Consider the following 26,991-nt stretch of genomic DNA (forward strand, 5'->3'; position numbering starts at 1 on the left):
GGGGAGGGGAGGGGAGGGGAGGGGAGGGGAGAGGAGGACGTGCTACTCCGGCAATCGGCTCTCGCCAAGATCGACCTTCAGGAAGGAAGCGATGGCATCGGCGACGATTGCATGGTCGATCCGCTCCGGAACGCCCGAAACGCTCACCGCGCCGATGCAGCCGAGATCGCCGACGATGATCGGAAAACTTCCGCCGTGCACCGAGAAATCGGCATAGGAAAGATTGCGGGCTTCCATCTGATCGCGTCCTGAAAGCGCCAGCCGACGTCCGACCAGATAGGACGCGCTCCAGAGCCGTAGCACCGTATTGCGCTTGCGGCGGATCCATTCGACATTGTCCGTCGTAGTGCCGGGGAGGGCGGAGTGAAACAGCGTCCGGTCGCGGAACGAAATATCGATCGCCACGCCGGCACCACGGGCAAGCGCAACTTCGCGCACGCGGTTCCCCAACAGCCAGGCATCATCCGGGCTGAAGCGGCCGAAACGCAGGAGCCGCTCCTGTTCCTCAAGCCGCCGGATATCGTCTGCAATCATTTCCGTCATCCTTGCCTCCCTGCCGGATCGTTCAGAATGTTCCTATCGGGACTTGCTGCCTGGGAAAAGGGCCTGCTTGACGGAGATCAAGGTTACGGTGCACGAAGACCGTAGGCTAGAAGCAGCCACGCAATCGATCGACGGAATGCCATGCCGGACAGTTTTTTCGTTTTCGCCATTCTCGCACTGCTGCTGACGCCCGGCCCGACCAACACGCTGCTGACGCTGGGTGCCGCGACACGAGGTCTACGCGCAAGCCTGCCGCTGCTTCTCGGTGAAATCCTCGGCTATCTGGTGGTGGTCGTTCCGCTCGCGACCGTCGCATCGCCTCTTCTCGATGGACGACCGGCACTGGCGCTCGCCCTTCGTTTCGCCGCCGCCTGCTGGGTGCTGTTTCTCGCGGCCCGGCTCTGGCACGTATCATCCGTAAAGACGGTGAAAGACGGCTCGTCATTCGTGACGATCCGCCAGGTCTTTCTCACCACGGTTCTTAATCCGAAGGCCCCGATCATCGGGCTTGTCATCATGCCGCATGGCCCGCTCGTGCAGATCGCACCGGCCCTCGCGCTCTTCAGCCTGCTGGTTCTTGGTGCGGGAACGAGCTTCCTCGTTCTGGGCGGCCTGGTCGGACGCGCGCCGTTACTTTCACCGCGCATCGTCTACAGGGTGGCCGCCTTCTTCCTGACCGTCTTTTCGATTGGCCTAGCCGGCAGTGCATCCGGCCTGCTCTGAAATCAATCAGCCGTGATCTGCAAGATGCAAGCGGGAAAGCTCCTGCTGCACTTCATCCTGAAATGCGAAGACCGCACTGCGCGCCTGGCTCTCGCTCGAGCCGAGCTTGCGCAGCTCGTCCGCCAGTTCGCGGCAAACCTTCATCCAGTAGAGGCGGGCATCCTCCCCCTGCAACCCATCCAGTTCTCCCGCGCATTGGCGGACATGCGCGGTGCGGCGTTCGACGGGAAAGGGGACAACGGGACCTGTCTCGTCGGCAAGGTAACGGCGGCGCGGCTGGGCCGAGGCAAATGGCGGCATTGATTCGGGATTCCTTTTCTTCCGCCCATGATTAGGGAGCACATGGTTAACATGCGGTTTCCAAAGAAAATTCTCCACGCCGCCTTGTCACTATCCGGCACGCTTTGCTGGCGAGGCGTTCGCCCGCGCCAAGGCCATCAGCATCGGGCCGAGCGAAAACTCACCCCGCTCCGCCTTGCGGGTAAGCTCACGAATATAGCCGCCGGCCGAGTTGATATGGCCGGACCGCTCCAGAATGCAGGCAATCACCGTCGCCGCATTTTCCGGGCCGAGTACCACGCAGGCATTCTCATAGGCCGATGGACTGACCGCCAGCATCGAGCGCACCACCACCGCCGCCGTCATCAGATCACGCCAGTTCGAAATCGTGCCACCCGGCCCGAAAGGCACGATTTCCGGGCAGGCTTGCAGAACAAGCCCAAGCGGGAAGGGCTTTTGCGGCCCTGCCTCTGCCGGCGATGTTACCCGGTTGCGGCGGCCGGGCCGATTTTGCGGCTCAGCATCCTCGGCGCTCCGTTCGGTTCCAATCCCGCCAGCAATTTCTTCCTCCACCGCTGACGGCCCCGGTTGATCTCCATCATCGCGCCCCTGCTTTTCTTCAAAGCGAGGTTCAAAGTCAGAATGAGAGTCGGGTTTTGAATTCTGTTTGTGCCGCTCAGTATGACCGGCATTGCCAGCCGGATTATGTAAAATAATCTGCTGTTCCATGCACTTGAGGATACCTGCGCGCAGGGTTTCGAGCGCCGCGAGGATCGGGGCCAGGATTTCCGGCGTCGGAACACGCGGCAAGCTAAGGACGAGCTGGCGGAACTCAGCCTCATATCCCATCCAGTTGCCGGCAAGGCCATCTTCCAGTGCCGTCTCGATCAGCTTGGCGATATCACGCCGAACAAGGGTTACGCGCTCGCGGAGCCGCTGGAGCAGGAGGCGCTCGGCGGTGACTTCCGCAGCCATCGTCTCGATCTCCCCTGCCCGGGCAAGCACGGGCGCAAGCGAGAAACCGAAGGCTTCGCCGATCGTCCCCTGCCGGTCGCGGCGAACGTATCGCTTGCCGTTCGGGCTGTCCCGGCGCGTCAGAAGGCCCGCTTCGACGAGCGCGGCCAGATGCCGGCGCAACGTCGTTTCCGCCATGCCATGCGTACGCAGCGAAAGCTGCGTATTCGAGGGAAACACCACAAGGCTTTCGTTGCCGGCAAGTTCGGTCTTCGGGTAAAAGCTCATCAGCGCATTCAGCACCGAGAGCGCCCGGTCACTGATACCGAGCTTCGGCCGCGCCTCGCAGAGCCAGCGGTAGAGTTGCCACTTGTCGACGCTGGCCTCCGGGGAGACCGTCTTGGCGACAGCCTGGCTTGCCAACATGCCAAGCGTCATCGCGCGCCGCCCAAAGGGCGTCGTTATGCCATCCATCTCCATGTCTCTTCACCTTTCAACAGGCAAAAGAGACCCCATCACCGAAACCGGCGCCGAAAAGGCTTGACTGTGATTCGGGGAAATGCGATTCTCAGGCTGCTAAACGATGAGAAGGGCTTCCGCGACGGTAACGTTGAGGGGGCCTTTTTCTTTTGCGGATCAATCTCCTGATTTCTGTTTATTTTCAGCTCGATACGCCTCGTAGAGGCGATCCAGGTTGCTGGTAATGTATGCGCCGAAGCCGGCGGCTTCCGCGGCCTTCAGCGCAATCGTGTATTGCCGGCCATTGGCTTTGATGCTGGCCTGAATGTTTTTCCGTTCCCAGGTGGCCGGGACTGGCTTGCGCGCGGTTGTCGGCGCGTCGCCCTTCACCAGATGGCCGATGACAAGATTGAAACGCTCCTCCGGTGAGCGGGCCCTGGTGCGCTCCCGCGCGAGAAACTCGACGGCGCGCTCCTCGTTGGCAGGTTCATCAAAGCGCGTCGCCAGCTCATGCCAACGGTCACGACCGATCGCGAGCGCCGGGCCGATACCGGCACGCACGCCCTTGGGAATGCGGTTCACCACGGACAGCATTTTCGAGACGGTCGTCTTGTCGGCGCTGAGCGCTGCCATGATCGTCTCGCGGTCGAACCCCCTGGCTTCCAGTTCACCGGCAAAAGTCGCCCGCTCGAGGAAGGAGAGATCTGCGCGCGCGCTGTTCTCCTGGCCCTGCGCAATGACGTGGTCGCGATCCGACAGCGCCTTGACCACGGCGCGAACCGGCCGACCGAGCAAACGCGCCGCCTTGGCGCGGCGGTGACCGAAGGCGATCTGGTAGATACCGTCCTTGGCGGGGTGAGGGCGCACGAGGATCGGCGAATCCTGACCGCGCACCCGCATCGCCTCGACGAGTTCCTGGAACTGCTGGTCGGAATGCGCAAGGCGGTCGGAGATGAAGGATTCCTCGATCTGGTCGGGTTCCAGTTCGATGACCACCTCGCCGGCCGTCAGCTTTGCCTCGATCTCCTTGGCCGCATCCGCCTTGGCGGCAAGCGCGTCGATGCTGCGCGTCACCGCGCCGAGCGCGCCGATACCCTTATAGGTGAGGTGCTGACGCGGTTCCTCCTGAACCGGGTTTACCGGCGTCAACTTTTCCGACGTCGGTGCGATCAGACTGGAAAGAACGTTCTTGCGCGCCATATCAACGCCCCCATGCCTTGTGAATGAGATCGACGATTTCCACGTTGACCGCCTCCATGGATTCGAGGGCGCGGTCATAGGTGGCCCGCGTGAACTGGCTGCGGTCAACCTCGTAAAGTGTCTGGTTTGTCAGCGCCGCATCCGCAATGGCGACGCTTCGCACCATCGGGCTGGTCAGCACATGCTGCTTGAAGAGCGAGCGCATGAAGGCGACCATTTGCGTCTGCGGTCCGTCTGCGGGATCGTAGCGAGTGACGAGATAGCGCAGCCAGTCGAGGTTCATGTTGCCGCCCGCGCTTTTCAGCGTGTTCAGCACCTCCCCCAGCATCTGCAGGAACTGGCACATCGACATGACGTCGAGCATCTGCGGATGGACGGTGATCAGCACCGCCGTCGCGCCGCAGATCGCGCTCATCGTCAGGAAGCCGAGCTGTGGCGGGCAGTCGATCACCACCACGTCGTAGTCGTCGGCAACGGAGGAGAGCGCCTCGTCGAGACGGGCAAAGAAAATACGTCCGTAGTCGCCACTATTGCCCTGCGCCAGGATGCGCGGCGTGTCGTGTTCGAACTCCATGAGTTCGAGATTGCCGGGCACGATGTCGAGTCCGGGGAAGTTCGTCTTGCGGATGATCTCCTTCAGCGGCCGACGCTGGTCGTCGTAGCGAATGGCGCCATAAAGGGTCTCGTTCTCGCTGACGTCGAATTCCGGCTGGAAGCCGTGGATCGCCGAAAGGCTGGCCTGCGGATCGAGGTCGACGGCAAGAACGCGGTGTCCGGTGAGGGCGAGATTCTGGGCAAGATGGGCCGTCGTGGTCGTCTTGCCGGAACCGCCCTTGAAGTTCACGACAGCGATGACCTGAAGGTGTTCCGTCCCGCGCCGACGCGGCACATAGCGCTGGCCCCGGCTGTTCTGCTCCAGGTATTCGCGCATCTCCTGCAATTGCTCTGCGCTGTAGGAGCGGCGCCCCGAAGGGGTGACCTGCGGCTGCGGCCCCTTGGATTCGAGCGAAAGGTTGCGGAGATAGCCGCTCGTAACCCCGAGAAAATGAGCGGCCTCGCTCAGCTGAAACTGGCGCAGGCTCTTTTGCGCGACAGGCGGGAACATTTCCAGCCGGTGCTGCTTCAGCTTGTCTGACAGTTCGTGCGCCTGTCCGATGATCAGCTGATCGACCTCGGAAATTGCCTGCCCGAACGTTGCGGCCATATTCATGTCCAGAATCTCAAGATGCGATTTCAAACCCATATGAGGGATTAAATCGCATTTAGAACCGATTCTGTAGTTAGAGCAAGGGATTAATGGTTAACGAAATATAGCGGCGAGGCCCCGCATGCCGGCCTCTGCCCTTCATACGTCGTCATTTTACGCGCAGGACCGCCACAATCACCTGTTGCAGCCGTCCCTGGACCGCCAAAAAAGTCCAGGCGAAAAAGGCCAATCCCCATTCACATTTCTATTTCTAGCGCGGAATGGCGGCCCCAAACAGGGCGCACACCTCACTTCCCACCGTTTATTGATTCGGCCGAAGCATGAAACGTCGGACGGTATCCCTCACCGAGCGCCAGCACCGTTGATGGCGGTGTAAGGAGCCCGTCGGCGCATTCGAGATGTCGCGGCTCGGCATAGCCCTTCTCGGTCCAGCGATAGGCCAGGCCCGCGCGAAGTGTGAACGCCTCCATCCCGAGGGCAACGACGGCCCCGTCGGGAAGCGCGCCCAGCGGGCCGGTAACGGGGTGAAGGCGCTTCTTCCCGCGCTCCAGCCGTTCATCATGAAGAACGGCATCCATAGTCGCCGCAGAGGGTCGCGCTTCGCGCCGTCCCGACGCCCAGCACGCCTGGAACCGCTCAGCCGCATCCCGGCGGCAGAAGAAGCAGGGGCGATGGCCCGCCGCAAGCGCCACGGCCTCATCGAGAAAGAACAGCTCGGTCCAGCTGCGCCCGCCCATCACCGTGCGACGACGGCTCTCGTAATCGCAAAGGCAGATCAGCCAGGCTTTGCTCGCCCAGCGTCTGGCAAGAAGTGTTCTCGTCGCGGGGTCATGGATGATGCCACGATTGCCGGTGAAAAGGCCGCGCTGTTCTATGGCGACAATCTCACCGAAAGGCGTGACGCGGTTTTGAAACGGCATGGATTTCATCCGGTTCGAGCGGCTTTCGGTCACTCCACGCGTGGGCGGAAACCGATTTCATCTTCCCGCCATTCGTACCATAGTGGCCTGCATCATCAACGGGCGCCACCCGAATCGGGCCGCGCCAAGACATCCGAAGGTTCCCATGTTTTCTCCCTGGCCCGAAGCCGGCACGCCGCTCGATCAGGTCGCAACCCCCATGCCCGTCATCGACGAGGACCGGCTTGCCGCCAATATCCACCGTGCGCAGGCCTATTTGAACGAACACGGCAAGGCATTTCGCCCGCATATCAAGACGCACAAGATCGTGGCGGTTGCACAGGCGCAGCAGGCAGCCGGCGCGGTCGGCATCAACTGCCAGAAGATCAGCGAGGCGAGCGTCTTCGCCGATGCCGGCTTTGAAGACATCCTGATCACCTACAACATCCTCGGCGCAGCAAAACTGGTCCGCCTTCGGGCGCTGCATGAGCGCGTGCCGCGCCTCAGTGTGGTTGCCGACAGCAACGTGACGGTCGACGGGCTTGCCGGAGCCTTCGATGCAGCGCGTCCGCTGACGGTGCTGGTCGAATGCGACACGGGCGGCAAACGCTGCGGCGTGCAGACGCCGGAAGCGGCCGCGCAACTCGCCGAACGCATCGCGGCAGCGCCCGCCCTGCATTTCGGCGGCATCCTCACCTATCCGGCGGTGGGTGGCGCCGAGGCGGTAGAAGCCTTCATCACCACGACCATGGCGCTTCTCGCCGCCAAGGGCATCGACTGCCCCATGCGCTCCAGCGGCGGCTCGCCGGACCTCTACAAGGCCCATCTCGTTCCGTCCGCGACGGAGCATCGCGCTGGAACCTATGTCTACAACGACCGCAGCATGGTGCGCGCCGGCGAATGCACCCGGGCGGACCTTGCGATGCATGTCCTTGCTACGGTCATCTCGCGCCCGGCGGAGGATCGCGCCGTTCTCGACGCCGGCTCGAAGGCACTGACTTCCGATCTGCTCGGGTTCAGCGACCACGGCGAGATCGAGGGTTTCGAAGGCGCCCGCATCGTCTCGCTGTCAGAAGAACATGCGGTGGTCGATATCAAGGCATGCAGCGACAGTTTCCCGCCGATCGGCAGCGTGGTGCGGATCGTGCCGAACCATACCTGCGTCGTCAGCAACCTGTTCGACCGGATGGTCTTCCACCGCAATGGGATCGTCACCCGCGTGGAGGATGTTGCCGCTCGGGGCACCGTCTGGTGAGACCATTCCATTCGCCGGCAACAAGCCGGCGGCACTGCCGTCAACGTAAATGACAGGAAAGACAAACATGGCTGACCACGACACGCCCTTTTTCATCGAGGATACCGACGAGAGCGAGATTTCCTCCGACGTCGCAGGCCTCGGCAACCTGCTGATGACGACGCACATTCCGTTGCGGTCGGATGGATCGCTGGAGACCGGTGATATCAGGACGCAGAGCATCGCGACGCTGGAGAGCCTGAAAGCCTCGCTGGAAAAGGCCGGCAGCACCCTGGCGGACGTGATCCACCTGACGATCTATCTGACCGACATGGCTGAGCGGCCGGCGTTCAACGAGGTCTATTGCGCCTATTTCAAGAAGCCCTATCCGGTCCGTTGCGCCGTCGGCGTCAGCGCGCTTGCCGATCCCCAGATGAGGGTGGAAGTGACCGCCATGGCGGCGCGGCGCAAGCCTGCATGAGCGAATGGCGCCGCGATCTTCGCGGCGCCCTTTCGGGCATTTTACAAGGCCAATAAGCATATTTTCTATAAAAATAGTAGATTTAAGAAATCCGTGCCTGCTGCGTCCCGTTTTCGTTTGCTATCCCTATGAACATCAGGGGTCTCCAGCGGAGCGGGAACGATGAATGCCCATATCGAAAACACGCACTTCAGTGTCCGCAGCACGGCGCTGCTCGATCAACCGGCCGACGCCGACAGTCTGAAGGCGGCGTTGCGCACGCTCGGCGGCGGGGTCAGCATCATCACGGCGGGCGAGGGCGAGGCGCGTACCGGCGCCACCGTCACCTCCGCAACGGCGCTTTCGGTCGAGCCGGCACGCATGCTCGTCTCCCTCAACCGCACGTCTTCCACCTGGCCCGTCGTCGAACGCTTCGGCCATTTCGGCATCAACATCGCCGGCGCTTCCCATGAGGCGCTCGCCAACCAGTTCGCCGGACGTGGCGGGCTGCGCGGCCCCGATCGCTACCGCGACGCGGAATGGACCACCGCCATCAGCGGCGCACCGCTGCTCGTCGGGGCGGCCGCGGCAATCGATTGTACCGTCGAAGAGGCGATCGAACGCCACAGCCATGTGATCGTCATCGGTAGGGTGCTGGCGATCCGCATCGGCTCAGGTCATTCGCTGCTCTATCAGGACGGGCGCTATCATGCCGTGCCCCGGTAGAGACTGAGCGGCTCCGGCCGCACCAATACGGACATTCAGCAATGCAGCAGCCCGCCGCTGGCGGGACCGTAGACTTGCGGCCTCACGCGGGCCGCCTTCCAGACAACGAAAGGACACGAGATGACACGCAAAATCAGGCTTGGCGCATTCCTTCCCGGTGGCGGACAGCATATCGCCTCATGGCGGCATCCCGACCAGCCGGCGGATGGCGCAACCAGCTTCGACTTCCACAAGCAGCTCGCCCAGACCGCCGAACGCGGCCTCTTCGACGCCTATTTCCTCGCCGACAATCTTGCCGTCGGCTTCGGCGGCGCAAGGGAAGGGGGCAATGCCCGCGTGGCGGGTTTCGAACCGGTGACGCTCTTTTCCGCGCTCGCCCCCTTCACCAAAAATCTCGGCTTCATCGCCACCGCCTCCACGACCTACGAGGAGCCCTATAACACGGCGCGCAAATTCGCCTCGCTGGATCTCATTTCCGGCGGTCGGGCAGGCTGGAACGTCGTGACGACGACGGGTGATCCAACCGCGCAGAACTTCAACCGCGACACCCAGCTGCCCCACGCCGCCCGCTATCGCCGCGCCGCCGAGCATGTCGAGGTGGTCAGGAAGCTCTGGGACAGTTTCGAGGACGATGCCTTCAGCCGCGAAAAGGAGGCCGGCGTCTTCTACGATCCGCACAAGCTGCACGAAAGCGGGCATCGCGGCGAGCATTTCCAGGTGCGCGGGCCACTGAACGTCCCCCGTTCGCCGCAGGGCCATCCGGTGATCGTGCAGGCAGGTCAATCGGAAGACGGGCGCGGGCTTGCCGCCGCGACCGCCGAGGTGATCTTCACCGCCCACCAGCACATCGACACGGCGCAGGAATTCTACCGCGACATCAAGGCGCGCGCCCGTGGCCTCGGGCGCAGCCCCGATCATATCCTCGTCATGCCCGGCGTCGCGCCCTTCGTCGGCCGCACGCAGGAGGAAGCGCAGGAGAAATACGAGCGCCTGACCTCGCTGATCCTCGAAGAGGACGGCGTGGGCCTGCTCAATGGCCTGACCGGCGGCACGCTGGATCTGCGCGGCTATGATATCGACGGCCCGCTGCCGCCCGCCCCGCCGACCGAAGGCATGAAGAGCCGGCAGGCGCTCATCCGTCAGATCGCGGACGAGAACAATTTCTCGATCCGCCAGCTCTATCAATGGGTTGCCACCGCTCGCGGTCACTTCACCATCGTCGGCACGCCCGAGACGATCGTCGATACGTTGCAGGAATGGTTCGAGAACGAAGCCGCCGACGGATTCAATATCCTGCCGCCATGGCTACCGACCGCACTCGACGACTTCGTCGATCTGGTGATCCCTGAACTTCAGCGCCGCGGTCTGTTCCGCACACAATACGAGGGGACGACCCTTCGCGAAAATCTCGGCCTGCCGTTCCCCGTCAACCGCTGGGCCGGTGCCCGCGCTGCCGTTCAGGCCGCGGAATAGGAGGCGGGCATGTCCTACGAAAACGTCAATTCCACCCTCGGCGCGGATTTCCGCCTCACCAAGCGGCCCCGGCCGGAACCCGGACTTGCGACAAGGCTGAATGCCGCCGCGTCGCCCTTTATCACCCGCTATGGGGTCGTCATCGCCTTCCTTGCGCTCTGGCAAATTTCCAGCACGCAGGGCTGGGTCAACCCGTCCGTCTTCCCGCCCCTCGACATGATCGTCTACGCCCTGTGGGACAGCCTTTCGAGCGGCGCGCTTGTCGATGACATCGCAATCAGCCTGCAACGCTCCGGCATCGCCTTTGCCGCAGCCGTCGCAATCGGCATACCGCTCGGCCTCGTCATGGGGCAGGCACGCATCGTCGAACAAGCGCTCGACCCGCTGCTCCAGTTCTTCCGCCAGACATCGGCGCTCGCCCTCTATCCCGTCTTCATCCTGCTGCTCGGGCTGGGCGAAACGTCGAAAGTCTTCGTCATCTTCTGGGCGACCCTCTTCCCGATCCTGCTCGCAACGATCGGCGGCGTGAAGGAGGTGGACACGAAGCTCATCGAGATGGCGCGAACCTATGGCGCGAGCCGTCTCACCATCTTCCGCCGCGTCGTGCTGCCGGCCTCGGTTCCGGCGATCTTCGTGGGCCTGCGCCTCTCAGCCACCACGGCGCTGCTGCTGCTCATCGCGGCCGAAATGATCGGTGCGAACAAGGGCATCGGCTTCCAGGTGATGAATGCCCAGTACAATTTCCAGATCCCGCTGATGTTCGCGGCAATCCTCCTGCTGGCGCTGCTCGGCCTTGCCGCCAACGCCGTGCTTGTTCTTCTCCAGCGCAAGCTTTGCCGCTGGTCGCAGCCCGGCACCTGAACCTCCTTGCATCTTTCCAAAAGGAAACCGACATGACCTTCCATTCCCGTAAGATTGTTCTCTCCGCAGCCCTTTTTCTCGGCCTTGCCGCCACCGCATCGGCGGAAGACGTGAAGCTGCGTTTTCTCGCGAGCCAGGGCGGCCTTTCCGCCCACGAACTTGCCGCCCAGCTCGGCTATTTTGAGGGGACCGGCATCACGCTTGAAAATATCGGCTATGCCGGCGGCGGGCCTGCCTCATTGATTGCGCTCGCCTCCGGCGATGCGGAAATCGGCAGCGCCGCGACCTCGGCGGTCCTCAACGCGATCATCAGCGGCAACGATTTCGTCGCCGCCTATCCGTCGAACGGCATCAACAAGGAAGTTCAATCGATCTTCTACGTGCTGGAAGACAGCCCGATCAAGGATATCAAGGACATTGCCGGCAAGAGCATTGCCGTGAACACGCTCGGCGCGCATCTCGACTATACGATCCGCGAAGCGCTGCACGCGGCCGGCTTGCCGACCAATGCGGCCAACCAGATCGTCGTGCCGGGGCCGCAGCTCGAGCAGGTCCTGCGCTCGGGACAGGTCGACATCTCGGCCTTCGGCTACTGGCAGACGACCTTCGAAGGCGCGGCGAAAGAGAAGGGCGGTCTGCGCGCCGTCTTCGGCGATACGGACGTGCTCGGGGAGATCGCCGGGGGCTTCGTCGTGCTGCGCCGCGACTTCGTGAAGGCGCATCCGGAAGCGGCAAAGACATTCGTCGAGCAGTCCGCCCGCGCACTCGACTATGCCCGCGAGCATCCGCAGGAAACCCGCGACATCTTCGCCAAGGCCCTCAAGGTGCGCGGCGAGAACCCGGATATCGCCCAGTATTTCCGCGGCTACGGCGTGCGGGCCGGAGGCCTGCCCGTCGAGCGGGACGTGCAGTTCTGGATCGACGTCCTGGTGCGCGAAGGCAAGCTGAAGGAAGGCCAGCTTGCGGCCAAGGACGTGCTCTATTCGTCCGACGCAGCGACGAACTGAGGCGCGCGCCATGAGCCTTTCTCACCAGACCGTTCGTGGAGAGGTGACGATCCGTCACCTCTCGAAATCCTTCACCCTCAACGGCAAGCCGCTGCCGGTTCTCAGTGACATCAACCTGCTGATCCGCTCGGGCGAAAGCCTCGCCATCGTCGGCGCCAGCGGCTCCGGCAAGACCACCCTGCTGCGCATCCTCGCCGGTCTCGACAATGCCGACGGCGGCGAGGTGCTGATCGACGGCAAGGCCGTGAGCGGCATGGGGGCGGAACGCGCCGTCATTTTCCAGGAGCCGCGCCTCCTGCCCTGGCTGACGGTGCTGGAAAACGTGGCCTTTGGCCTCGACACCCGCGGCGTCGGCCGGGAAGAGGCGAAAAGCCGGGCGCGCCGCTATGTCCAGCTCGTCGGGCTCCAGTCCTTCGAAGCCGCCTATCCCCGCCAGCTTTCCGGCGGTATGGCGCAGCGCGTCGGCATTGCCCGCGCGCTTGCCGTCCAACCGGAAATCCTGCTGCTCGACGAGCCGCTCGGCGCGCTCGACGCCATGACGAAGATCAGCATGCAGCAGGAGCTGACCCGCATCTGGCACGACGAAGACGTGACGACCATCCTCGTCACGCACGACCTCGAGGAGGCGATCTATCTTGCCGACCGCATCCTCATCCTGCCACGCGAGAAGAACGCCGCGCCGCGGCTGATCGAGATCGACCTGCCGCGCCCGCGCGACCGCAGCTCGCCGGAATTCGTGCGCCACCGCGAGGAGTTGCTCAACCTCTTCGGCCTGCATTGACTGCAGCGACGCGTGATTGCCTTTGACCCTGCCCGCTCCGGCCGATAGACGAACGTCATCCGGCCGGGCAGCAGGGTCCTTTTTTTGCAGCCCGACCGAAATGGACAAACCTTTCGACGGGGGCACCCATGACCGATCTATTCGACGCCGCACCACGCACCGGTTCCATGCCGCTCGCCGCAGAGCTGCGCCCGGCAACGCTGGACGATGTGATCGGGCAGGAAAAAATCATCGGCCAAGGCACCATGCTGCGCCGGCGCATCGCCGCTGGGCGGCTCGGCAGCATCATCCTCTATGGCCCGCCGGGCCTCGGCAAGACCTCGATCGCCCGCGCCATCGGCAACATGCTCGGCAAGAATTTCCGCCCGCTGCATGCCGCGCACAACAATGTCGCCGATATCCGCAAGATCGCCGACGAGGCACGCATGCGCCCGACGCTGCTCTTCGCGGACGAGGTGCATCGCTTCAGCGCCACGCAGCAGGATCACCTGCTGGCGCTCTGCGAGGAAGGCGTCGCCGACTTCATCGGCGCGACGACCGGCAATCCCTACCACTCGCTCACCCCCGCGCTCATCTCCCGTTCGTCCATCCTGAAGCTGGAGCCGCTGGCCATCGAGGAAATGGAAGAGGTGGTGCAACGCGGCCTCCGTCATCTGGCGGAACGGGGCATCGAGGTGCGCCTGGAACCCGCCTTGTTGCGCCGGATCGCCGGCCGTTCCGGTGGCGATGCCCGCCGCGCGCTGACGGTGCTGGAAAGCCTTGCAGTCGGCCACGCGGCTGGCGAACCCGTGATCATCACGGAAGCGATGGTCGAGGAGGCCTATGCCGCCGCGCCCGTCAATCACGACCGCTCCGGCGATGCGCATTACGACGTCGTCTCGGCCTTCGTAAAATCGATGCGCGGCTCCGATCCCGATGCAACGCTCTACTGGCTCGCCCGGCTGGTCCATGGCGGCGAGGACCCGCGCTATATCGCGCGGCGCATCATGATCCACGCTTCCGAGGATGTCGGCCTTGCCGACAACACCGCACTCCAGACTGCCGTCGCCGCGCTGCATGCGGTGGAGAAGATCGGTTACCCCGAAGCGCAGATCGTGCTCGCCCATGCCGCCCTGCACGTCGCGCGCGCGCCAAAATCCAACGCCGTCTGTCGCGGCATCTCGCTGGCGCTCGCTCATGTGGCAAGCGAACCGCCCTCCGCCGTGCCGATGCATCTGCGCGACGCCCACTACAAGGGAGCGGCGGCACTCGGCCATGTCGGCTACGCCTTTCCGCACGACGACGGACGCGGCTGGAGCGAGCAGGTCTATGCGCCGGATGTCGCGCGCGGCAGCCTTTACCAGAGCGATGCCCGCGATGCGGCGACCTTCGAGCGGCGCGCCGACGAACATTGGGAACAGGTGACCGGTCGCCCGGCCCCGCGCCGCTTTGGCGACAAGCGCTGATCAGGGGGCGGTAAGGCCGGCCCGGACGCGGTTGGCGACCGTCCAGGCCAGCAGCACGCAGGCTATCGGCTGGATGTGCCATGTCCATTCCGGCAGCGTGCCGAAGCCTGCAACCAGCGCGCCCAGCGCGCCGAAGAGCAGCGCACGGTCGCTCTTGCCCATCGGTCCCTCGTAGCTCCGGCCATTCCCGTGCGCGACGCCAAGCACGCCGGCGAACTCCGTCAGCGTGGCCAGAAAGACGATGGTCGCCAGCCATGGCAGGGAAAACGGCGCGACCAGCGCGAAAGGCACGTAGAGCGCAGCGTCCGAAACGACATCTGTAATCTCGTTGAGATAGCCTCCGAGCGCACTCTTCTGCCCGTGCTCGCGGGCGAGCATGCCGTCAATGGCGTTAAGGGCCATGCGCAGGAGCATCCAGACCGGTACGAGCGCGAAGAGCGCCGGCTCCGGGCGCACGACGAGAACCGCGCCGATGCAGACCGAAACGATGGCCGCCACGAGCGTCACCTGATTGGCCGTAAGCCCTCTGGCGGCGAGCCGCCCCACCAGCGGGCGGAGAATGTTCTGGAAGGATGATTTCAGTTTATAGATCGACATGAACGCTCGAATCCGCTGGACTGCATTCAACAAATGAAGACCCGACGCCATGAAAGCAACTGCAAACGTCGATGCTCATCCGTATAGGGGAGACAGGATCTGCATGAAGGGTGGAACAGCATGATGGAATCGGCGTTTGCGAGCCATGACGGCGTGGAGCTTTTCTACCGCTTCTGGCCCGCCCGCTCCGGCACGGCGAAGGGCGCGATCGTGCTCCTGCATCGCGGCCACGAGCATAGCGGCCGGGTGGCCCATATCGCCGAGGAACTGGGGCTCGACGACTTCGCCTTCTACGCCTGGGATGCACGCGGGCATGGTCGCTCGCCGGGCGAACGCGGCCATTCGCCGTCCTTTGCTCATTCGGTGCGCGACCTCGACTGCTTCGTGCGCCATATCAGCGAGACCGGCGGCTTTTCCATGGACCGGATCGCCGTCGTCGCGCAGAGCGTCGGCGCCGTGCTCGCCTCCACCTGGGTGCACGACTATGCGCCTCACATCCGCGCATTGGTGCTCGCTTCGCCCGCCTTCGACGTCAAGCTCTACGTGCCCTTCGCAAAGGAGGGCATCGCGCTCTGGCAGAAGCTGAAGGGTACGTTCTTCGTCAATTCCTACGTCAAGGCGCGCTTCCTGACGCACGACCCCGAACGCATCGCCTCCTTCGAGGCCGACCCGCTGATCACGCGCCCAATCGCCTCCAATATCCTGCTCGAACTCTATGAGGCCGCCGACCGGGTTGTTGCCGATGCCCGCGCCATCACCGTACCGACGCAGCTTCTCATTTCGGGAAGCGATTTCGTCGTGCGCCACGCGCCGCAGCACCGCTTCTTCGAAAATCTCGGCGGCACGATCAAGGAACGGCATGTACTGCCCGGTTTCTACCACGATACGCTCGGCGAGCGGGACAGGGCCAAGGCGCTGGAAAAGGTGCGCGCCTTCATCGCGGCCCGGTTCGCCGAGCCGCCTGTGGTGGCGGATATGCGGCAGGCGCATCTTTCCGGCTATACCCGCGACGAGGCCGACCGGCTGGCGACGCCGCTTTCCCTGCTTTCACCGCGCGGTCTCTACTGGGCCATGACCCGCGCCTCGATCCGTTTCGGGGGGCTGTTCTCCGACGGCATCAAGACGGGCGTGCGCACCGGCTTCGATTCCGGTTCGACACTGGACTATGTCTATGAGGACGAGGCGCGCGGGCTCGGCCCCGGCGGCCGGGTGATCGACCGGCAGTTCCTCGACGCCATCGGCTGGCGCGGCATTCGCCAGCGAAAAATCCATCTGGAAGAGCTGATCGGCAAGGCGCTTGTCCGTCTCAAGGCGGAAGACAAGCCGCTCCGCATGCTCGACATCGCCGCCGGGCACGGGCGCTACGTGCTGGACGCGGTGACGGCATCGCAGGCAAAGCCCGAAAGCATCCGCCTGCAGGATTATTCGCCGATCAATGTGGAGAAAGGCAGCGCGCTGATCACTGAGCGCGGCCTGCAGGACGTCGCGTCCTTTCACCGGACAGACGCCTTCGACACCGAAGGGCTCGCCGCCGTCGATCCTAAGCCGACCCTCGCCATCGTCTCCGGCCTCTACGAACTCTTCCCCGACAATGCCCGGATCGAAGCCTCGCTGGCCGGCCTGTCGCGTGCGCTGGAGCCCGGATCGCTGCTGATCTACACCGGCCAGCCGTGGCATCCCCAGCTCGAAATGATCGCGCGGGCGCTGACGTCGCATCGCGGCGGCGAGGCCTGGATCATGCGCCGCCGCACCCAGCAGGAAATGGATCAGCTCGTCGCAGCCGCCGGTTTCCGCAAGATCGAACAGCGCATCGACAAATGGGGCATCTTCACCGTCTCGCTGGCCGAGCGTATCTGAGGGCCGGCATGGGGGAGGGGGTATCATTCGTTCCGGCCATCGATCGTCGTGCTGTCTTCCGCGCGGCGGCGCTCTGGCTCTCCGTCCTCGCGCCGTTCTTCTACCTGACCTATGGCACGGCGAACTGGCTGGCTTCGCTGCGGACGGAGGTGCCAAACCTCGCCTTCGGCTGGGAAAGGCATATCCCCTTCATCGCCTGGACGATCATCCCCTACTGGTCGATCAATGCCTTCTATGCACTGTCGCTCTTCGTCAACGACACGCCGGAAGAGGTCGGCCGGCTGGCGCGGCGCTACCTTACGGCACAGCTCGTCGCCGTCGCCTGTTTCATCGCCTTCCCCTTGCAGGCGATCTTCGTGCGGCCGGAGACGGACGGCCTGCCGGGCTTCATGTTCGATGTCCTCGGCGGCTTCGACAAGCCGTTCAACCAGGCGCCCTCGCTGCATATAGCGCTGCTCGTCATCATCTGGGATCATTGGCGCGGCCGGTTACGCGGGGCCGGGCTGGCGATCTGGCACCTGTGGAGCCTGCTGATCGGCGTGTCCGTCATGACGACGTGGCAGCACCACATCATCGACATTCCGACCGGCGCGTTGCTCGGCCTCTTCGCCCTCTGGCTGTTTCCGGCCCGCAGTCCATCGCCGCTCTCCGGCTTCAAGCTGACGGTCGACCGGAAAGCCCGGCGGCTGGCGACCTTCTATGCCGCCGGTGCCGCGCTTCTTCTCCTGCTGACCGTCGCGGCGACCCGCAATAGCGGCGCGGGCCTCCTGCTTCTCTGGCCGGCTCTTGCGCTCGCCATCGTCTCGCTCGGCTATGCCGGCGGCAGCACCGGCGTGTTCCAAAAACAGGCGGACGGCCGGATCAGCCTTGCAAGCCGCTGGCTGTTCCTGCCCTACCGGCTGGGCTCGCGCATCAATTCCCGCTGGTGGACCCGGCGGCTTCCGGCGGCGACGGAGATCGCGGATGGCATCTTCCTCGGCCGTGCTCCGGCGCGCAAAGATCTTTCGACCTATGTCGCGGTGATCGACATGACGGCGGAACTGCCGGGCCTTGCCGTGCCCGGCCTTGCCTGGCACGCCTTCCCCTCGCTCGACCTCCTTGCCGTTCCCGTGCAGCGTATCCGCGAGGCGGCTTTGGCGGCGGAAGAGGCGCGCCGGCACGGCCCGGTCCTCGTCTGCTGCGCGCTCGGCTTCCAGCGCAGCGCCGTCGTTGCGGCCTGCGCGCTGATCCGTCTGGAACATGTCGCGAGCGCAGCAGCCGCCGTGGCGCAGATCAAGGCGGCGGGGCGGCCCGTTCATCTTCCCTTCGAGGCCTATGCCCGCATCGAAGAGGCGGCCCGATGACCGACTGGAAAATGCTCGCCGGCACCGCGACCCGCCAACTCCGCCGCAATGGTTTCATCGGCGGGGCGTTGGCACTCTTCCTTATCGCCATTGCGCCGCCGACGGCGGGGGCTTACGGTTTCACCGGTCCGCTCGCCTGGTGGCTGCTGCTTTCCTTCTGCCTGCTGCCGCTCGCGCTGTCCGTCCATCTTCTGTTCGATGCCGCGCTTTTCCGGCTTGCCGCCTCGCACGACGAGGAGAATGCCGGGCTCGCCGCCATAGACGACGTGCTTGCCCGCATGGGACTGGGCAGCCGCGAACGCGAGCCCGCCTCGCTGGCGGAACGTCTTGCGGGATGCCGCCGACTTGTCTGGAAACAAAGGATCGCGCTGGTGGCTGGCGCGGCGCTCTATGCGGTGCTGCTGCTCGATGCGGCGGATGGAGCCTGCAGATGTTGAGCGGTCGCGCATCTCCCCTGCAAACCGTATCCGGAGCGCTGCTTGCCGGTATTTCCCGCGCCGTCACCGGTGTCAGGCCGATCTGGGCGGGCGCAGCGCCGAACGGCCGGCAACGGATCTATTTCGCCAACCATGCCAGCCATGGCGATTTCATTCTGGTCTCGACCTGCCTCCACCCCTCCGAGCGCAGCCGCACCGCCGCCGTCGCAGGTGCCGACTACTGGAACGCCGACCGTATCCGCCGCTTCATTTCCGGCAGAATGCTTCGGACCGTCCTCGTCGAGCGCAACTGGGTCGAGCGCACGGCCGATCCGATGCAGGTGATGCTTGCGGCGCTCGATGCCGGGCAATCGCTGATCTTCTTCCCCGAGGGCACGCGCAACATGACGGAGGAGCCGCTCCTGCGTTTCCGCTCCGGCCTCTACAACCTCGCCGTCGCGCGCCCGGATGTCGAACTCGTGCCCTGCTGGATCGAGAACATGTCCCGTGTACTGCCCAAGGGCGCGGTACTGCCGGTGCCGCTGCTCTGCCGCGTCGTGTTCGGTGCGCCGGTCGCGCTGGAGGAAGGGGAGGATCGGAAAGTGTTTCTCGACCGGGCAAGGCAGGCGCTGCTGGAACTCGCACCGAAAAAGGATGGAAAAAGCTGATGGCCGACGACACGACACGTCTTTTCCTCGGCCTCATCATCGTGCTCGTGACCGCGAGCGTCGTTGCCGGGATATTGTCCTATCGCAGCACCAGGCCGCTGCCTTCGACCCTCGAAAACCTCAATGCGCGCATCAAGGCGTGGTGGATCATGGTGGCGGGTATCAGCCTCGCCTTCCTGTTCGGCGCCGGCGGCGTGATCCTGCTCTTCGCCTTCGTCTCCTTCGCGGCGCTCCGCGAATATGTGACCCTGACGAACACCCGCCATGCCGACCGCTGGACGCTCATCGGCATGTTCCTCATCGTCATTCCGGTACAATACTACTTGATCTGGATCGACTGGTACGGGCTCTATTCGATCTTCGTCCCGGTCTACTGCTTCCTCGCAATGCCGGCCCTGACGGCGATCCGGGGCGATACGTCCCGCTTTCTCGAACGGGTGAGCGAGCAGCAATGGGGCATCATGCTCGCCGTCTACTGCATCAGCCACGTACCGGCGCTGGTGACGCTACCCATCCCGGGCAACGAGGGGCGCGGCCTGCTGCTCATCGCCTTCCTGATTGCCACCGTGCAGGGCAGCGACGTGCTGCAGTATATTTTTGGAAAATTGTTCGGCCGCCACAAGGTCGCGCCGAACATCTCGCCCTCCAAAACCTGGGAGGGCCTGATCGGCGGCATCGTCAGCGCATCGCTGCTCGGCGCCGGGCTCTATTGGCTCACGCCCTTCTCACCGGTCGAAGCGGGCATATTGGCGGGGCTTGCCTGCATCATGGGGTTCTTCGGCGGCCTCGTCGCCTCGGCCATAAAACGCGATCGCGGCGTCAAGGACTGGGGCCACATGATAGAGGGCCACGGCGGGATGCTCGACCGGGCCGACAGCCTGGTTTTCGCCGCCCCGATATTCTTCCACATCGTGCGCTATGCATGGACATGAACCCGTTTTCCTGATGGAAACGGGCGACGAAAGCACGCAACCGCCCGCATGACGGCCATCCCCACGGCAACGCGTTGCGCTCGCTCGTCCTTTCGGGCATTGATGCCGCGCTGCCGTTTATTCGGCAATTCCATTTCCACGATCCAGGAGAACTTCAAATGATCAAGCGTATCAAGCCGGGCCAGCGCTTCTGCCAGGCCGTCGTCGTCAACGGCGTTGTCACCACCGCCGGCATTACCGCCGCCGGCGCCGACACGGTCAGCCAGACCCGCGACATCCTTGCACAGATCGACGCCCTGCTCGCCGAAGCCGGCACCTCCAAGGCCAAGCTGATCAGCGCCAGCATCTGGCTGCGCGATATCGCCCATTTCAGCCAGATGAACGAAGTCTGGGACCAGTGGGTCGACAAGGACAACCTGCCGGTCCGCGCCACGGTGGAATCCCGTCTTGCCGCACCGGAACTGCTGGTCGAGATCCAGGTCACCGCACTGGTCTGATCCCGGCCTGACCGTGAAGAACAAGCCGGGGCCGTGAAAGCGGCCCCGGCATTTTTGTTTCAGCCCATGACAAGCGGCTGGCAATGCAGGTAGCGCGCGACCTTGCGTTTTGCCGCGATATCCGCCCATACCAGCTCGACGTCGCTCGCCTTGAGGCCGGTCGCCTCGGCGATCGTTTGCGCCGGCACGGCGTTTTCAAGACCGTAAAGGCAGATATCCATCTTGTCGTAGGGCAGGGCGAAGTAGAACTCCTCCTGCGTCTGCGGCAGTGAATAGGTATCCGTCGTCGGCGGGCGGGACAGGATTTCGGCAGGCACGCCGAGATAGGCGGCAAGCTGGTAGACCTGCGACTTGTAGAGATGGGCGATGGGCTTGATGTCGGCCGCACCGTCGCCGTTCTTGACGAAGAAGCCCTGATCGTATTCGAGCCGGTTGGGCGTGCCGAGCACCGCGAAGTTCAGGCGATCGGCATGGTAGTATTCGAGCTGCTTGCGCGTGCGCTGCTTCATGTTCGTCGCGGCGACGATGCCGAGATAGGCATTTGCCGACAGGCGAACCTTGCGCATTTCGCCATCCGGCGTCCGCACGACAAGCGAGGAAATATTGTAGCCGCCGGTCGTCATCGAATTCTCGAAAACGATCTTGGAAGCCCAGCCGGCCTCGTATTCCGGCACGGCCTCGCGGATGAAAGCATCGCGCCGCTCGTAGCAACCCATGGCCGCCAGCGACGGGCCGATATCCTCGACGACGCTGTCGATCCCGAAGGTTTCCGCCACGCTGCGTCCGAGGCGCAGGCTTTCCGGGTCGGAATCGTTTTCCGGCATATAGAGCGCGAAGACGTTCTTAGCCCCCAGCGCACGCACTGCGAGCGCCGCCGAGAGACTGGAATCGATGCCCCCCGACAGGCCGAGCACGAGGCCGCGCTTGCGCAGACTGGTGCGTAGCTGCTCACGCATCCAGGCCGTGATGCGCTCCACTTCCGCGGCGGGATCGAGCACGAGCGGCGCGAAGGAGGGCTTGTGGGGCGACGGTGCGGTCATGCGTTCGATCCTGTCATGGTGGCGGGTTCGGCGGCGAGCCTGCGGCTTGCCTTGCCGGATTCGGTTTTGGGAAGAGATTCCCGGAATTCGACGGCCTTCGGGACCATATGGTCCTCAAGATTCTGCGCGCAGAAACGCATCACTTCCCGCTCGGTCAATGCCGGGCTGGAAGCGACGACGATCGCCTTGACGGCCTGTCCCAGAACATCGTGCGGAACGCCGACGACCAGTGCTTCGGCGATGCCGGGCATGCGATGCAGCACGTCCTCCACCGCCTTCGGCGCGACCTTTTCGCCACGCGACTTGATGATGTCGTCCGTGCGTCCAACGAAGGTGAGGTAGCCATCTCCATCCATGGTGAAGAGATCGCCGGTATGGAGGCGCAGCGTGCCGGTGCGCGGATCGGCGCGCAGCGCCTTGCGTGTGGCCGCTTCGTTCTGCCAGTAGCCACGCATGACGTTCGGCCCGCTGATCACCAGTTCGCCGACCATGCCGGACGGCACCGGCGAGCCGGCTTCATCCACCACCTCGGTGCGGGCACCCGATATGGCAATACCGACCGAGCCGCGCCGCGCATCGATCTCTTCCGGTGGAAGATAGGTGGCGCGGGTGCATTCGGTCTGGCCGTACATCACATAGGGGCGAACATGCGGCAGGAACGCGCGCAGCCAGTCGAGATGGGCGGGCGGCAGCGGCGCGGCGGCGCTCGTGGTGTAGCGCAGGCTGGAAAACAGCGACGGGTCAAGGTCGCGCGCCTGCATCATCATCGCGGCCATTGCCGGCACCAGCGGAAAGCCGGTAACGCGCTCCTCGCGCATCTTCTCGAAGATGGCCTGCGGGAAGGCGAAGGATTTTTCGATCACGAGCGTCGCGCCGGTGAGCACAGCGGTCACGAGCTGGTTGAGCCCGTAACCGAAAGACATCGGCAGCACGACCAGGATCGTGTCGGCGGCGGTGTTTTCGAGGTAGGAGACGATCGACCGGGCCGCCGCATCCATGTTCTCATGGGCGAGCATCACGCCCTTCGGCTCGCCCGTCGAGCCTGATGTGTAGATCAGCGCGGCAAGGTCGGTATCCGGCAGCGCCTCTGGTATCGCCGGCTCTGCCGCCAGCCCGGCGCTGAAACTTCCGCCATCGCCCGTCACAAGGCGCGGAATGGAAGAAAGCTCGGGCACCGCCTCGATCAGTCTTTCCAGCCTGCTTTCCGTGACGACCATTGCCGGCGCGCAATCGCGTGCGATCTGCGAAAGCCGAGGCTCCTTGCTCGACGGATTGACCGGGCAGATGACGCCTCCCGCCATCCAGGTCGCGAAAACCGTGACTGCTGCCTGCCAGCCATTGTCGAGCAGGATGAGCACGCGGTCGCCCCGGGCAACACCGTTCCCTTGCAGCGTCGTTGCCAGGCGGGCGGCAAGGTCGAGCAAGCGGTCGTAGCTCAGCCTTATATCGCCGGCGACGATCGCCGTCCTGGCGCCATCCCGTGCGGTGCTTTCGCGAAGATACTGCTCGATCCGCATGGTCGCTTCCGCCGTCAGGCTGCCTGCTTGCGCTCGATGAAACCGGCGATGCGCTCGATCGTGTCGAGGTTGGTGGGCACGATATCGGCGTCAGCCACCGTGATGGCGAAGCGTTCCTCGAGGAAACCGACAAGCTCGAGAATCCCGGTGGAGTCGACAAGATCGTTGTCGATCAGCGACAGGTCGGCCGGAAGCGGCTGGCTGTCGTCGCCAAACAGGAAATTCTCCACGATGAAGGTTCGGATGGCGGTTTTGTTTTCTTCTGTCATTCAGGCTATCCCGATGCTCGATGCAGGTTTCGATGATTGGATGGTTTCGTTGCCGCGCAGCAGTTCCGTCGACAGGATGCCGATGAATGCCGCATTGTCGCGGAAGCCGGTCGCCTGGCCCTTGAGGACCTTTTCCTTCAGCTTGCCGACTGCCTGGGCGTTGAACAGCCCGCTCTCGGCCAAACGCTCCGGCGAAAGCACGGCGTCGAGATAGGTAGGCCTTGCCGATCCGGCGAAGGCTTCGGCATCGGGCGCCCGGTAAGGCTGTTTGGGCCGGTCGATGATCGCAGGCGGCACGATTCCGCGCGCGGCCTGCTTGAGGATGTGCTTTTCCCGAAGACCAAGCAGCTTGGCATCGGGCGAAAGGCGAGCGGCAAAGGCGACGATCCGATGATCGAGGAAGGGAAAACGCCCCTCCACCGCATTGGCCATCATCACGCGGTCGCCCTGGCTGGAAAGAATATAGCCCGGCAGCAGGAAAGCCGTTTCGAGATATTGCGCCTGATGCAGTGGATGCCAGCGGCCGAAATCGGCCGGTAACTGCGCTGCAAGGTCGGCGGCTGCATCGTAATCGCCGATTGCCTCCCTGAGACCCGCCGAGAAAAACAGTTTTGCCGCGGCAGTCGAGCGAAAACGCGGGCGATGGGAATAGAGCGGATCGTCGAGCGACTCGGACCCGAAAGAGAAGAAGCGTGCAAGATATTCCGGCGACTGCTGCTTGAGGCCCGGCAGGTAGGGATAGAGGCGCTGGAACAGCCGCGGACGGCGCATGGACTGCGGTTGCCGGCCGCAGAAGCGCCGCACGCGCGCCTCGCGAAAGAGGTCATAGCCGGCAAAAATCTCGTCCGCGCCTTCGCCGGTCAGCACGACTTTCATGCCGCACTCGCGCACCCGCTGCGAAAGAAGGTGAAGCGGAACCGGCGCGGTGCGCAGGATGGGGCATCCGATCTGCTGCATGACGTCCGGCATGCGGTTGACGATCGTTTCGCTCGAGCATTCCACGCTGTCCGTCTCGGCATCGAGCGTCGCCGCCATCTGCCGCTGCCAGCTGCTTTCGTCATGCTCTTCGCTACGGAAGGTCAGCGAGAAGGTCCGCAGGCCCCGTGTCACCGTTTTTGCAGCAAGGGCGGCGATGAACGAGGAATCCAGACCGCCCGAAAGGTAGGCACCGACAGGCACGTCGGCGCGCAGGCGAATGCGGGTCGCGTCGGCGAGAAGGGCGCGCAGCTCTTCCGCCTGCTCGCCCTTCTCGCCGAGCGGCAATGCATCGTTGCGGTCAGGGTAGGAAAGCTGCCACCAGGGCCGGATCCTTCGCTCGCCGTCGCGAACGGTCATCACATGGCCGGGAGGAAGCTCGTGGATACCGCGAAAGGCGGTGCGCGGCGGGATCGGGCACCACAGGGTGAAGATCTGGTCGAGCGCCACCGGGTCGATTTCGGCGGCCATGCCGGGCAGGGCCAGCAGCGCCTTGATCTCGGAAGCGAAGAAAAGCGCTCCCTCATGCTCGGCGTAGAACAGGGGACGCACACCCATGCGGTCGCGGGCAAGCACGAGGGTGCGGGTCCGGGTGTCATGCAGCGCGAAGGCGAAGTCGCCGTTGAAGTCGTCGAAGCAGTCGAGGCCCTTTTGCGCATAGGCGGCCAGCAGCACTTCCGTGTCGGAGCCACCACGGAAGCTGTAGCCCCGCGCCTTCAGGTCGTCGCGCAACTCCACATAGTTGAAGATCTCGCCATTGAAGGAAACGGCAAGGCCCGCCTCTTCCTTCGTCATCGGCTGGGCTCCGTCGGGAAGGCCCACGATGGAGAGGCGTGTATGGGCAAGGCCCGTATCGCCGCGCAGCAGGATGCCTTCGCCGTCCGGTCCGCGATGCCGCAGCGCGGCGACCATGCGCGAGAGATAGTCCGCCGCTTTTTCCGGCGCGATGTTCTTTCCGTGATATCCTGCTATTCCGCACATGCCCGCTACTCGAACTGATCGCCGATGAGGCGCGTCCAGCCCTCGCCGGCTAGGCCGTTGAGGAACGCGCGGCCGTTCGTCATGGCCTCCAGCAGCGCCGGATCACGCGAATGCACCACGGTGGAGGACGCGTGCAGGAAGGCGCATTTCTTGCCGATCATCGCCTGCAGCAGGGCGGGCTGCGTGCGCCCGCGCATGGCGACGAGGCCGCGATCATAGGCATTGCGGAAAAGGCAATCGATGACGATCGATTCCTGGCCGGGCTCGGCCATGATCTGCACGGTACGCCCGATGCCACCTGTATTTCCATAGTAGAGATAGAGGCCGGCGATCTTGCCGGAGCGGGTCCTGACGACATGCTGGACCCGTTCCCCATACTGCGCCTTGCGCACGGCGTGCCGGAGCATGGTTTCCATGACCGGTCGTTTCCAATGGGGGCGAAGCGCAAACTTTTGCGCGAGTTGCTGGCATGCGTCGATAAAGTCGCTGTCCGCTGCGGGGGCATCGACGAAGGCGTCTGCCTTGCCGGCAAGCGGGGTATAGTGCGACCATGCCTGTTTCTCGCCGCGCCGGCAGACGAGGGCGTCCGCGGCCCGCGCCAGCGGCTTTGCCAGCCTCACGGCAGAAACACGCGATGCAACCGCTTCCAGCGCGAAGGCGGCAGGCTTCAGGATGCGCAGCCATTCGAGGCTATAGGGGCCGAGCACGGTCGCCCGCATGCTTCGCCACATATCGGTGGAGATATCGTTGGACGTTTCACTGAAGGAAAGATCCTGCGGGCCGGACAGGACGTCGCGCAGGAGGCGTGCACCGGCGAACGGGTCCGTATCCCGGTCGTCGCAGGCGAATGTCCCGCAGTTCGCCGCCAGCAATTGCCGTCCCTCGAATTCCATCGGTACGGACAAAACGCCTAGAAAACCGGAAACCGTGCCGTCAGTGCGGACATGGACGCGAGATTGAAGCGCATTGCCGGCAGCACCACCCTCGATGAAAAGCGAACGAAGATAGGCTTTCAGGTCGTCGCCGGCCGCCGCGCCGGTCTTGCGCAGCAACCGCTGAAAGAGGTCCGCGACGGCCTCGATATCTCCGGCTTCAAATGAACGTACGCTCGACATCCCAATCCACCCAGAACCTGTCCCAATACGGTTCCCGGCGCCCAGTCGCCGTCCTGCCCTGCTTACGGGACGACCGTGAAGAAAAGGTCAAAAGGGAGGATACGCCTACCGGGAATTGCATCTTGCACCGGCCATACCCTGCAGCACCGGTCTCCATTCCACATCTCCAGCACAGCGAAAGTTCTGCATGAACTCCGTGTATTCCTCCGAAAACACCTATAAATACCGATTTCCGACCGCAGCTAATCTTCCCGTTATAATAAAATTAAACATGATCACGCTTTGAACCACGAGCCTTCCCAAAACCGCTCATGAATTACCTGATCGGTTGGATTTTAATCGAAGTCCCGGGTTGCGGTTCATGGTTTCTCGACACTGTTGCTCTATCCGGTTGCATGGGATTGCACGGATTGCGGGAGTGTTGCGGTGAAGGTCGCTCTGGTACATTATTGGCTGGTCGGGATGCGCGGGGGCGAGAAGGTGCTGGAGACCTTCTGCGACATCTTTCCCGACGCCGACATCTTCACCCTCGT

Annotated in this window: 27 protein-coding genes; 15 read left to right on the forward strand and 12 right to left on the reverse strand. The window is 63.8% G+C overall.

All coding sequences use genetic code 11. The annotated features are described in order from the left end of the window. Positions 1-42: 42 nt before the first annotated feature. The gene (locus WA950_RS00320) at positions 43-543 is read right to left on the reverse strand and encodes a heme-degrading domain-containing protein (protein WP_424549676.1); all 501 of its coding nucleotides are present in this window, start codon (positions 541-543) and stop codon (positions 43-45) included. Positions 544-684: 141 nt separating this feature from the next. Between WA950_RS00320 and WA950_RS00325 the strand changes: the two genes are divergently transcribed. After that, positions 685-1,266, forward strand: a complete 582-nt coding sequence (locus tag WA950_RS00325; protein ID WP_424549677.1) for a LysE family translocator — start codon at positions 685-687, stop codon at positions 1,264-1,266. A gap of 6 nt (positions 1,267-1,272) precedes the next feature. Here the strand turns inward: WA950_RS00325 and WA950_RS00330 are convergent, their stop codons facing one another. The 5 genes from WA950_RS00330 to WA950_RS00350 form a co-directional block, all read right to left on the reverse strand. Beyond that, positions 1,273-1,566, reverse strand: coding sequence for a DUF6074 family protein (locus tag WA950_RS00330; protein WP_424549678.1), 294 nt, complete (start codon positions 1,564-1,566; stop codon positions 1,273-1,275). Positions 1,567-1,656: 90 nt separating this feature from the next. Beyond that, positions 1,657-2,979 (reverse strand): plasmid replication protein RepC, encoded by a 1,323-nt coding sequence (repC, locus tag WA950_RS00335; protein ID WP_424549679.1) that lies wholly within the window; start codon positions 2,977-2,979, stop codon positions 1,657-1,659. A 156-nt stretch (positions 2,980-3,135) separates the two neighbouring features. Then, positions 3,136-4,158 (reverse strand): plasmid partitioning protein RepB, encoded by a 1,023-nt coding sequence (repB, locus tag WA950_RS00340; protein WP_424549680.1) that lies wholly within the window; start codon positions 4,156-4,158, stop codon positions 3,136-3,138. Position 4,159: 1 nt separating this feature from the next. Next, a complete protein-coding gene (gene repA / locus WA950_RS00345) occupies positions 4,160-5,362 on the reverse strand; it encodes a plasmid partitioning protein RepA (RefSeq protein WP_424549681.1) in 1,203 nt (400 codons plus the stop codon). 290 nt (positions 5,363-5,652) lie between these two features. Then, positions 5,653-6,285: a hypothetical protein gene (locus WA950_RS00350; protein WP_424549702.1), complete on the reverse strand. Its 633-nt coding sequence runs from the start codon at positions 6,283-6,285 to the stop codon at positions 5,653-5,655. Positions 6,286-6,430: 145 nt separating this feature from the next. On the opposite strand from WA950_RS00350, the gene WA950_RS00355 reads away from it, so the two are divergent. The 8 genes from WA950_RS00355 to WA950_RS00390 all read left to right on the forward strand — a co-directional run bounded on the left by WA950_RS00355 (position 6,431) and on the right by WA950_RS00390 (position 14,251). Further along, positions 6,431-7,519: an alanine racemase gene (locus tag WA950_RS00355; protein ID WP_424549682.1), complete on the forward strand. Its 1,089-nt coding sequence runs from the start codon at positions 6,431-6,433 to the stop codon at positions 7,517-7,519. Positions 7,520-7,586: 67 nt separating this feature from the next. Further along, the gene (locus WA950_RS00360) at positions 7,587-7,979 is read left to right on the forward strand and encodes a RidA family protein (protein ID WP_424549683.1); all 393 of its coding nucleotides are present in this window, start codon (positions 7,587-7,589) and stop codon (positions 7,977-7,979) included. A gap of 162 nt (positions 7,980-8,141) precedes the next feature. Then, complete coding sequence (locus WA950_RS00365) at positions 8,142-8,684, forward strand: flavin reductase family protein (RefSeq protein WP_424549684.1); 543 nt, start codon at positions 8,142-8,144, stop codon at positions 8,682-8,684. Between the two features lie 120 nt (positions 8,685-8,804). Further along, complete coding sequence (locus WA950_RS00370) at positions 8,805-10,157, forward strand: LLM class flavin-dependent oxidoreductase (RefSeq protein WP_424549685.1); 1,353 nt, start codon at positions 8,805-8,807, stop codon at positions 10,155-10,157. Positions 10,158-10,166: 9 nt separating this feature from the next. Further along, positions 10,167-11,018, forward strand: coding sequence for an ABC transporter permease (locus WA950_RS00375; RefSeq protein ID WP_424549686.1), 852 nt, complete (start codon positions 10,167-10,169; stop codon positions 11,016-11,018). 32 nt (positions 11,019-11,050) lie between these two features. Then, positions 11,051-12,025, forward strand: coding sequence for an ABC transporter substrate-binding protein (locus WA950_RS00380; RefSeq protein ID WP_424549687.1), 975 nt, complete (start codon positions 11,051-11,053; stop codon positions 12,023-12,025). A gap of 10 nt (positions 12,026-12,035) precedes the next feature. Then, positions 12,036-12,806 (forward strand): ABC transporter ATP-binding protein, encoded by a 771-nt coding sequence (locus tag WA950_RS00385; protein WP_424549688.1) that lies wholly within the window; start codon positions 12,036-12,038, stop codon positions 12,804-12,806. A 128-nt stretch (positions 12,807-12,934) separates the two neighbouring features. After that, positions 12,935-14,251: a replication-associated recombination protein A gene (locus tag WA950_RS00390; RefSeq protein WP_424549689.1), complete on the forward strand. Its 1,317-nt coding sequence runs from the start codon at positions 12,935-12,937 to the stop codon at positions 14,249-14,251. Here the strand turns inward: WA950_RS00390 and WA950_RS00395 are convergent, their stop codons facing one another. Beyond that, the gene (locus tag WA950_RS00395) at positions 14,252-14,848 is read right to left on the reverse strand and encodes a CDP-alcohol phosphatidyltransferase family protein (RefSeq protein ID WP_424549690.1); all 597 of its coding nucleotides are present in this window, start codon (positions 14,846-14,848) and stop codon (positions 14,252-14,254) included. Positions 14,849-14,968: 120 nt separating this feature from the next. On the opposite strand from WA950_RS00395, the gene WA950_RS00400 reads away from it, so the two are divergent. The 6 genes from WA950_RS00400 to WA950_RS00425 all read left to right on the forward strand — a co-directional run bounded on the left by WA950_RS00400 (position 14,969) and on the right by WA950_RS00425 (position 20,561). Continuing rightward, positions 14,969-16,705 carry a bifunctional alpha/beta hydrolase/class I SAM-dependent methyltransferase gene (locus WA950_RS00400; protein WP_424549691.1) on the forward strand — a complete coding sequence of 579 codons (1,737 nt, stop codon included), beginning with the start codon at positions 14,969-14,971 and terminating at the stop codon, positions 16,703-16,705. An 8-nt stretch (positions 16,706-16,713) separates the two neighbouring features. Next, positions 16,714-18,048: a phosphatase PAP2/dual specificity phosphatase family protein gene (locus tag WA950_RS00405; RefSeq protein WP_424549692.1), complete on the forward strand. Its 1,335-nt coding sequence runs from the start codon at positions 16,714-16,716 to the stop codon at positions 18,046-18,048. Next, complete coding sequence (locus tag WA950_RS00410; RefSeq protein ID WP_424549693.1) at positions 18,045-18,485, forward strand: hypothetical protein; 441 nt, start codon at positions 18,045-18,047, stop codon at positions 18,483-18,485. Before WA950_RS00405 ends, WA950_RS00410 begins: the two co-directional genes overlap by 4 nt. After that, a complete protein-coding gene (locus WA950_RS00415) occupies positions 18,479-19,132 on the forward strand; it encodes a lysophospholipid acyltransferase family protein (protein ID WP_424549694.1) in 654 nt (217 codons plus the stop codon). Before WA950_RS00410 ends, WA950_RS00415 begins: the two co-directional genes overlap by 7 nt. After that, positions 19,132-20,064, forward strand: coding sequence for a phosphatidate cytidylyltransferase (locus WA950_RS00420; protein ID WP_424549695.1), 933 nt, complete (start codon positions 19,132-19,134; stop codon positions 20,062-20,064). The genes WA950_RS00415 and WA950_RS00420 overlap by 1 nt, the downstream gene beginning before the upstream one ends. Before the next feature lie 158 nt (positions 20,065-20,222). Beyond that, complete coding sequence (locus WA950_RS00425; protein WP_424549696.1) at positions 20,223-20,561, forward strand: RidA family protein; 339 nt, start codon at positions 20,223-20,225, stop codon at positions 20,559-20,561. Positions 20,562-20,620: 59 nt separating this feature from the next. Here the strand turns inward: WA950_RS00425 and nadE are convergent, their stop codons facing one another. Genes nadE through WA950_RS00450 form a run of 5 tightly spaced genes read right to left on the reverse strand, consistent with a single transcriptional unit; the run spans position 20,621 to position 26,458 of the window. Beyond that, on the reverse strand, positions 20,621-21,601 hold the full coding sequence (nadE, locus tag WA950_RS00430) for an NAD(+) synthase (RefSeq protein WP_424549697.1): 981 nt from the start codon (positions 21,599-21,601) through the stop codon (positions 20,621-20,623). After that, positions 21,598-23,118 carry a class I adenylate-forming enzyme family protein gene (locus tag WA950_RS00435; protein ID WP_424549698.1) on the reverse strand — a complete coding sequence of 507 codons (1,521 nt, stop codon included), beginning with the start codon at positions 23,116-23,118 and terminating at the stop codon, positions 21,598-21,600. Before WA950_RS00435 ends, nadE begins: the two co-directional genes overlap by 4 nt. 14 nt (positions 23,119-23,132) lie before the next feature. Then, positions 23,133-23,387, reverse strand: coding sequence for an acyl carrier protein (locus WA950_RS00440; protein ID WP_424549699.1), 255 nt, complete (start codon positions 23,385-23,387; stop codon positions 23,133-23,135). Then, positions 23,388-25,343: an asparagine synthase (glutamine-hydrolyzing) gene (asnB, locus tag WA950_RS00445; protein ID WP_424549700.1), complete on the reverse strand. Its 1,956-nt coding sequence runs from the start codon at positions 25,341-25,343 to the stop codon at positions 23,388-23,390. Between the two features lie 5 nt (positions 25,344-25,348). Continuing rightward, the gene (locus WA950_RS00450) at positions 25,349-26,458 is read right to left on the reverse strand and encodes a hypothetical protein (protein ID WP_424549701.1); all 1,110 of its coding nucleotides are present in this window, start codon (positions 26,456-26,458) and stop codon (positions 25,349-25,351) included. Positions 26,459-26,991 lie beyond the last annotated feature (533 nt).

Source organism: Shinella sp., from assembly GCF_049651085.1.
In the GTDB taxonomy this organism is placed as follows: Bacteria; Pseudomonadota; Alphaproteobacteria; order Rhizobiales; family Rhizobiaceae; genus Shinella.

Bases quoted from the DNA above. Each gene is read 5' to 3' on its own strand.
- WA950_RS00370 (WP_424549685.1), top strand. From the start codon at position 8,805: ATGACACGCAAAATCAGGCTTGGCGCATTCCTTCCCGGTGGCGGACAG.
- WA950_RS00360 (WP_424549683.1), top strand. From the start codon at position 7,587: ATGGCTGACCACGACACGCCCTTTTTCATCGAGGATACCGACGAGAGC.
- WA950_RS00400 (WP_424549691.1), top strand. From the start codon at position 14,969: ATGATGGAATCGGCGTTTGCGAGCCATGACGGCGTGGAGCTTTTCTAC.
- WA950_RS00385 (WP_424549688.1), top strand. From the start codon at position 12,036: ATGAGCCTTTCTCACCAGACCGTTCGTGGAGAGGTGACGATCCGTCAC.
- WA950_RS00435 (WP_424549698.1), bottom strand. From the start codon at position 23,118: ATGCGGATCGAGCAGTATCTTCGCGAAAGCACCGCACGGGATGGCGCC.
- WA950_RS00390 (WP_424549689.1), top strand. From the start codon at position 12,935: ATGACCGATCTATTCGACGCCGCACCACGCACCGGTTCCATGCCGCTC.
- WA950_RS00380 (WP_424549687.1), top strand. From the start codon at position 11,051: ATGACCTTCCATTCCCGTAAGATTGTTCTCTCCGCAGCCCTTTTTCTC.
- WA950_RS00375 (WP_424549686.1), top strand. From the start codon at position 10,167: ATGTCCTACGAAAACGTCAATTCCACCCTCGGCGCGGATTTCCGCCTC.
- WA950_RS00440 (WP_424549699.1), bottom strand. From the start codon at position 23,387: ATGACAGAAGAAAACAAAACCGCCATCCGAACCTTCATCGTGGAGAAT.
- WA950_RS00410 (WP_424549693.1), top strand. From the start codon at position 18,045: ATGACCGACTGGAAAATGCTCGCCGGCACCGCGACCCGCCAACTCCGC.
- WA950_RS00395 (WP_424549690.1), bottom strand. From the start codon at position 14,848: ATGTCGATCTATAAACTGAAATCATCCTTCCAGAACATTCTCCGCCCG.
- asnB (WP_424549700.1), bottom strand. From the start codon at position 25,343: ATGTGCGGAATAGCAGGATATCACGGAAAGAACATCGCGCCGGAAAAA.
- WA950_RS00325 (WP_424549677.1), top strand. From the start codon at position 685: ATGCCGGACAGTTTTTTCGTTTTCGCCATTCTCGCACTGCTGCTGACG.
- WA950_RS00415 (WP_424549694.1), top strand. From the start codon at position 18,479: ATGTTGAGCGGTCGCGCATCTCCCCTGCAAACCGTATCCGGAGCGCTG.
- WA950_RS00420 (WP_424549695.1), top strand. From the start codon at position 19,132: ATGGCCGACGACACGACACGTCTTTTCCTCGGCCTCATCATCGTGCTC.
- WA950_RS00320 (WP_424549676.1), bottom strand. From the start codon at position 543: ATGACGGAAATGATTGCAGACGATATCCGGCGGCTTGAGGAACAGGAG.
- WA950_RS00355 (WP_424549682.1), top strand. From the start codon at position 6,431: ATGTTTTCTCCCTGGCCCGAAGCCGGCACGCCGCTCGATCAGGTCGCA.
- WA950_RS00425 (WP_424549696.1), top strand. From the start codon at position 20,223: ATGATCAAGCGTATCAAGCCGGGCCAGCGCTTCTGCCAGGCCGTCGTC.
- repA (WP_424549681.1), bottom strand. From the start codon at position 5,362: ATGGCCGCAACGTTCGGGCAGGCAATTTCCGAGGTCGATCAGCTGATC.
- WA950_RS00330 (WP_424549678.1), bottom strand. From the start codon at position 1,566: ATGCCGCCATTTGCCTCGGCCCAGCCGCGCCGCCGTTACCTTGCCGAC.
- WA950_RS00350 (WP_424549702.1), bottom strand. From the start codon at position 6,285: ATGCCGTTTCAAAACCGCGTCACGCCTTTCGGTGAGATTGTCGCCATA.
- WA950_RS00450 (WP_424549701.1), bottom strand. From the start codon at position 26,458: ATGTCGAGCGTACGTTCATTTGAAGCCGGAGATATCGAGGCCGTCGCG.
- WA950_RS00405 (WP_424549692.1), top strand. From the start codon at position 16,714: ATGGGGGAGGGGGTATCATTCGTTCCGGCCATCGATCGTCGTGCTGTC.
- WA950_RS00365 (WP_424549684.1), top strand. From the start codon at position 8,142: ATGAATGCCCATATCGAAAACACGCACTTCAGTGTCCGCAGCACGGCG.
- repC (WP_424549679.1), bottom strand. From the start codon at position 2,979: ATGGAGATGGATGGCATAACGACGCCCTTTGGGCGGCGCGCGATGACG.
- nadE (WP_424549697.1), bottom strand. From the start codon at position 21,601: ATGACCGCACCGTCGCCCCACAAGCCCTCCTTCGCGCCGCTCGTGCTC.
- repB (WP_424549680.1), bottom strand. From the start codon at position 4,158: ATGGCGCGCAAGAACGTTCTTTCCAGTCTGATCGCACCGACGTCGGAA.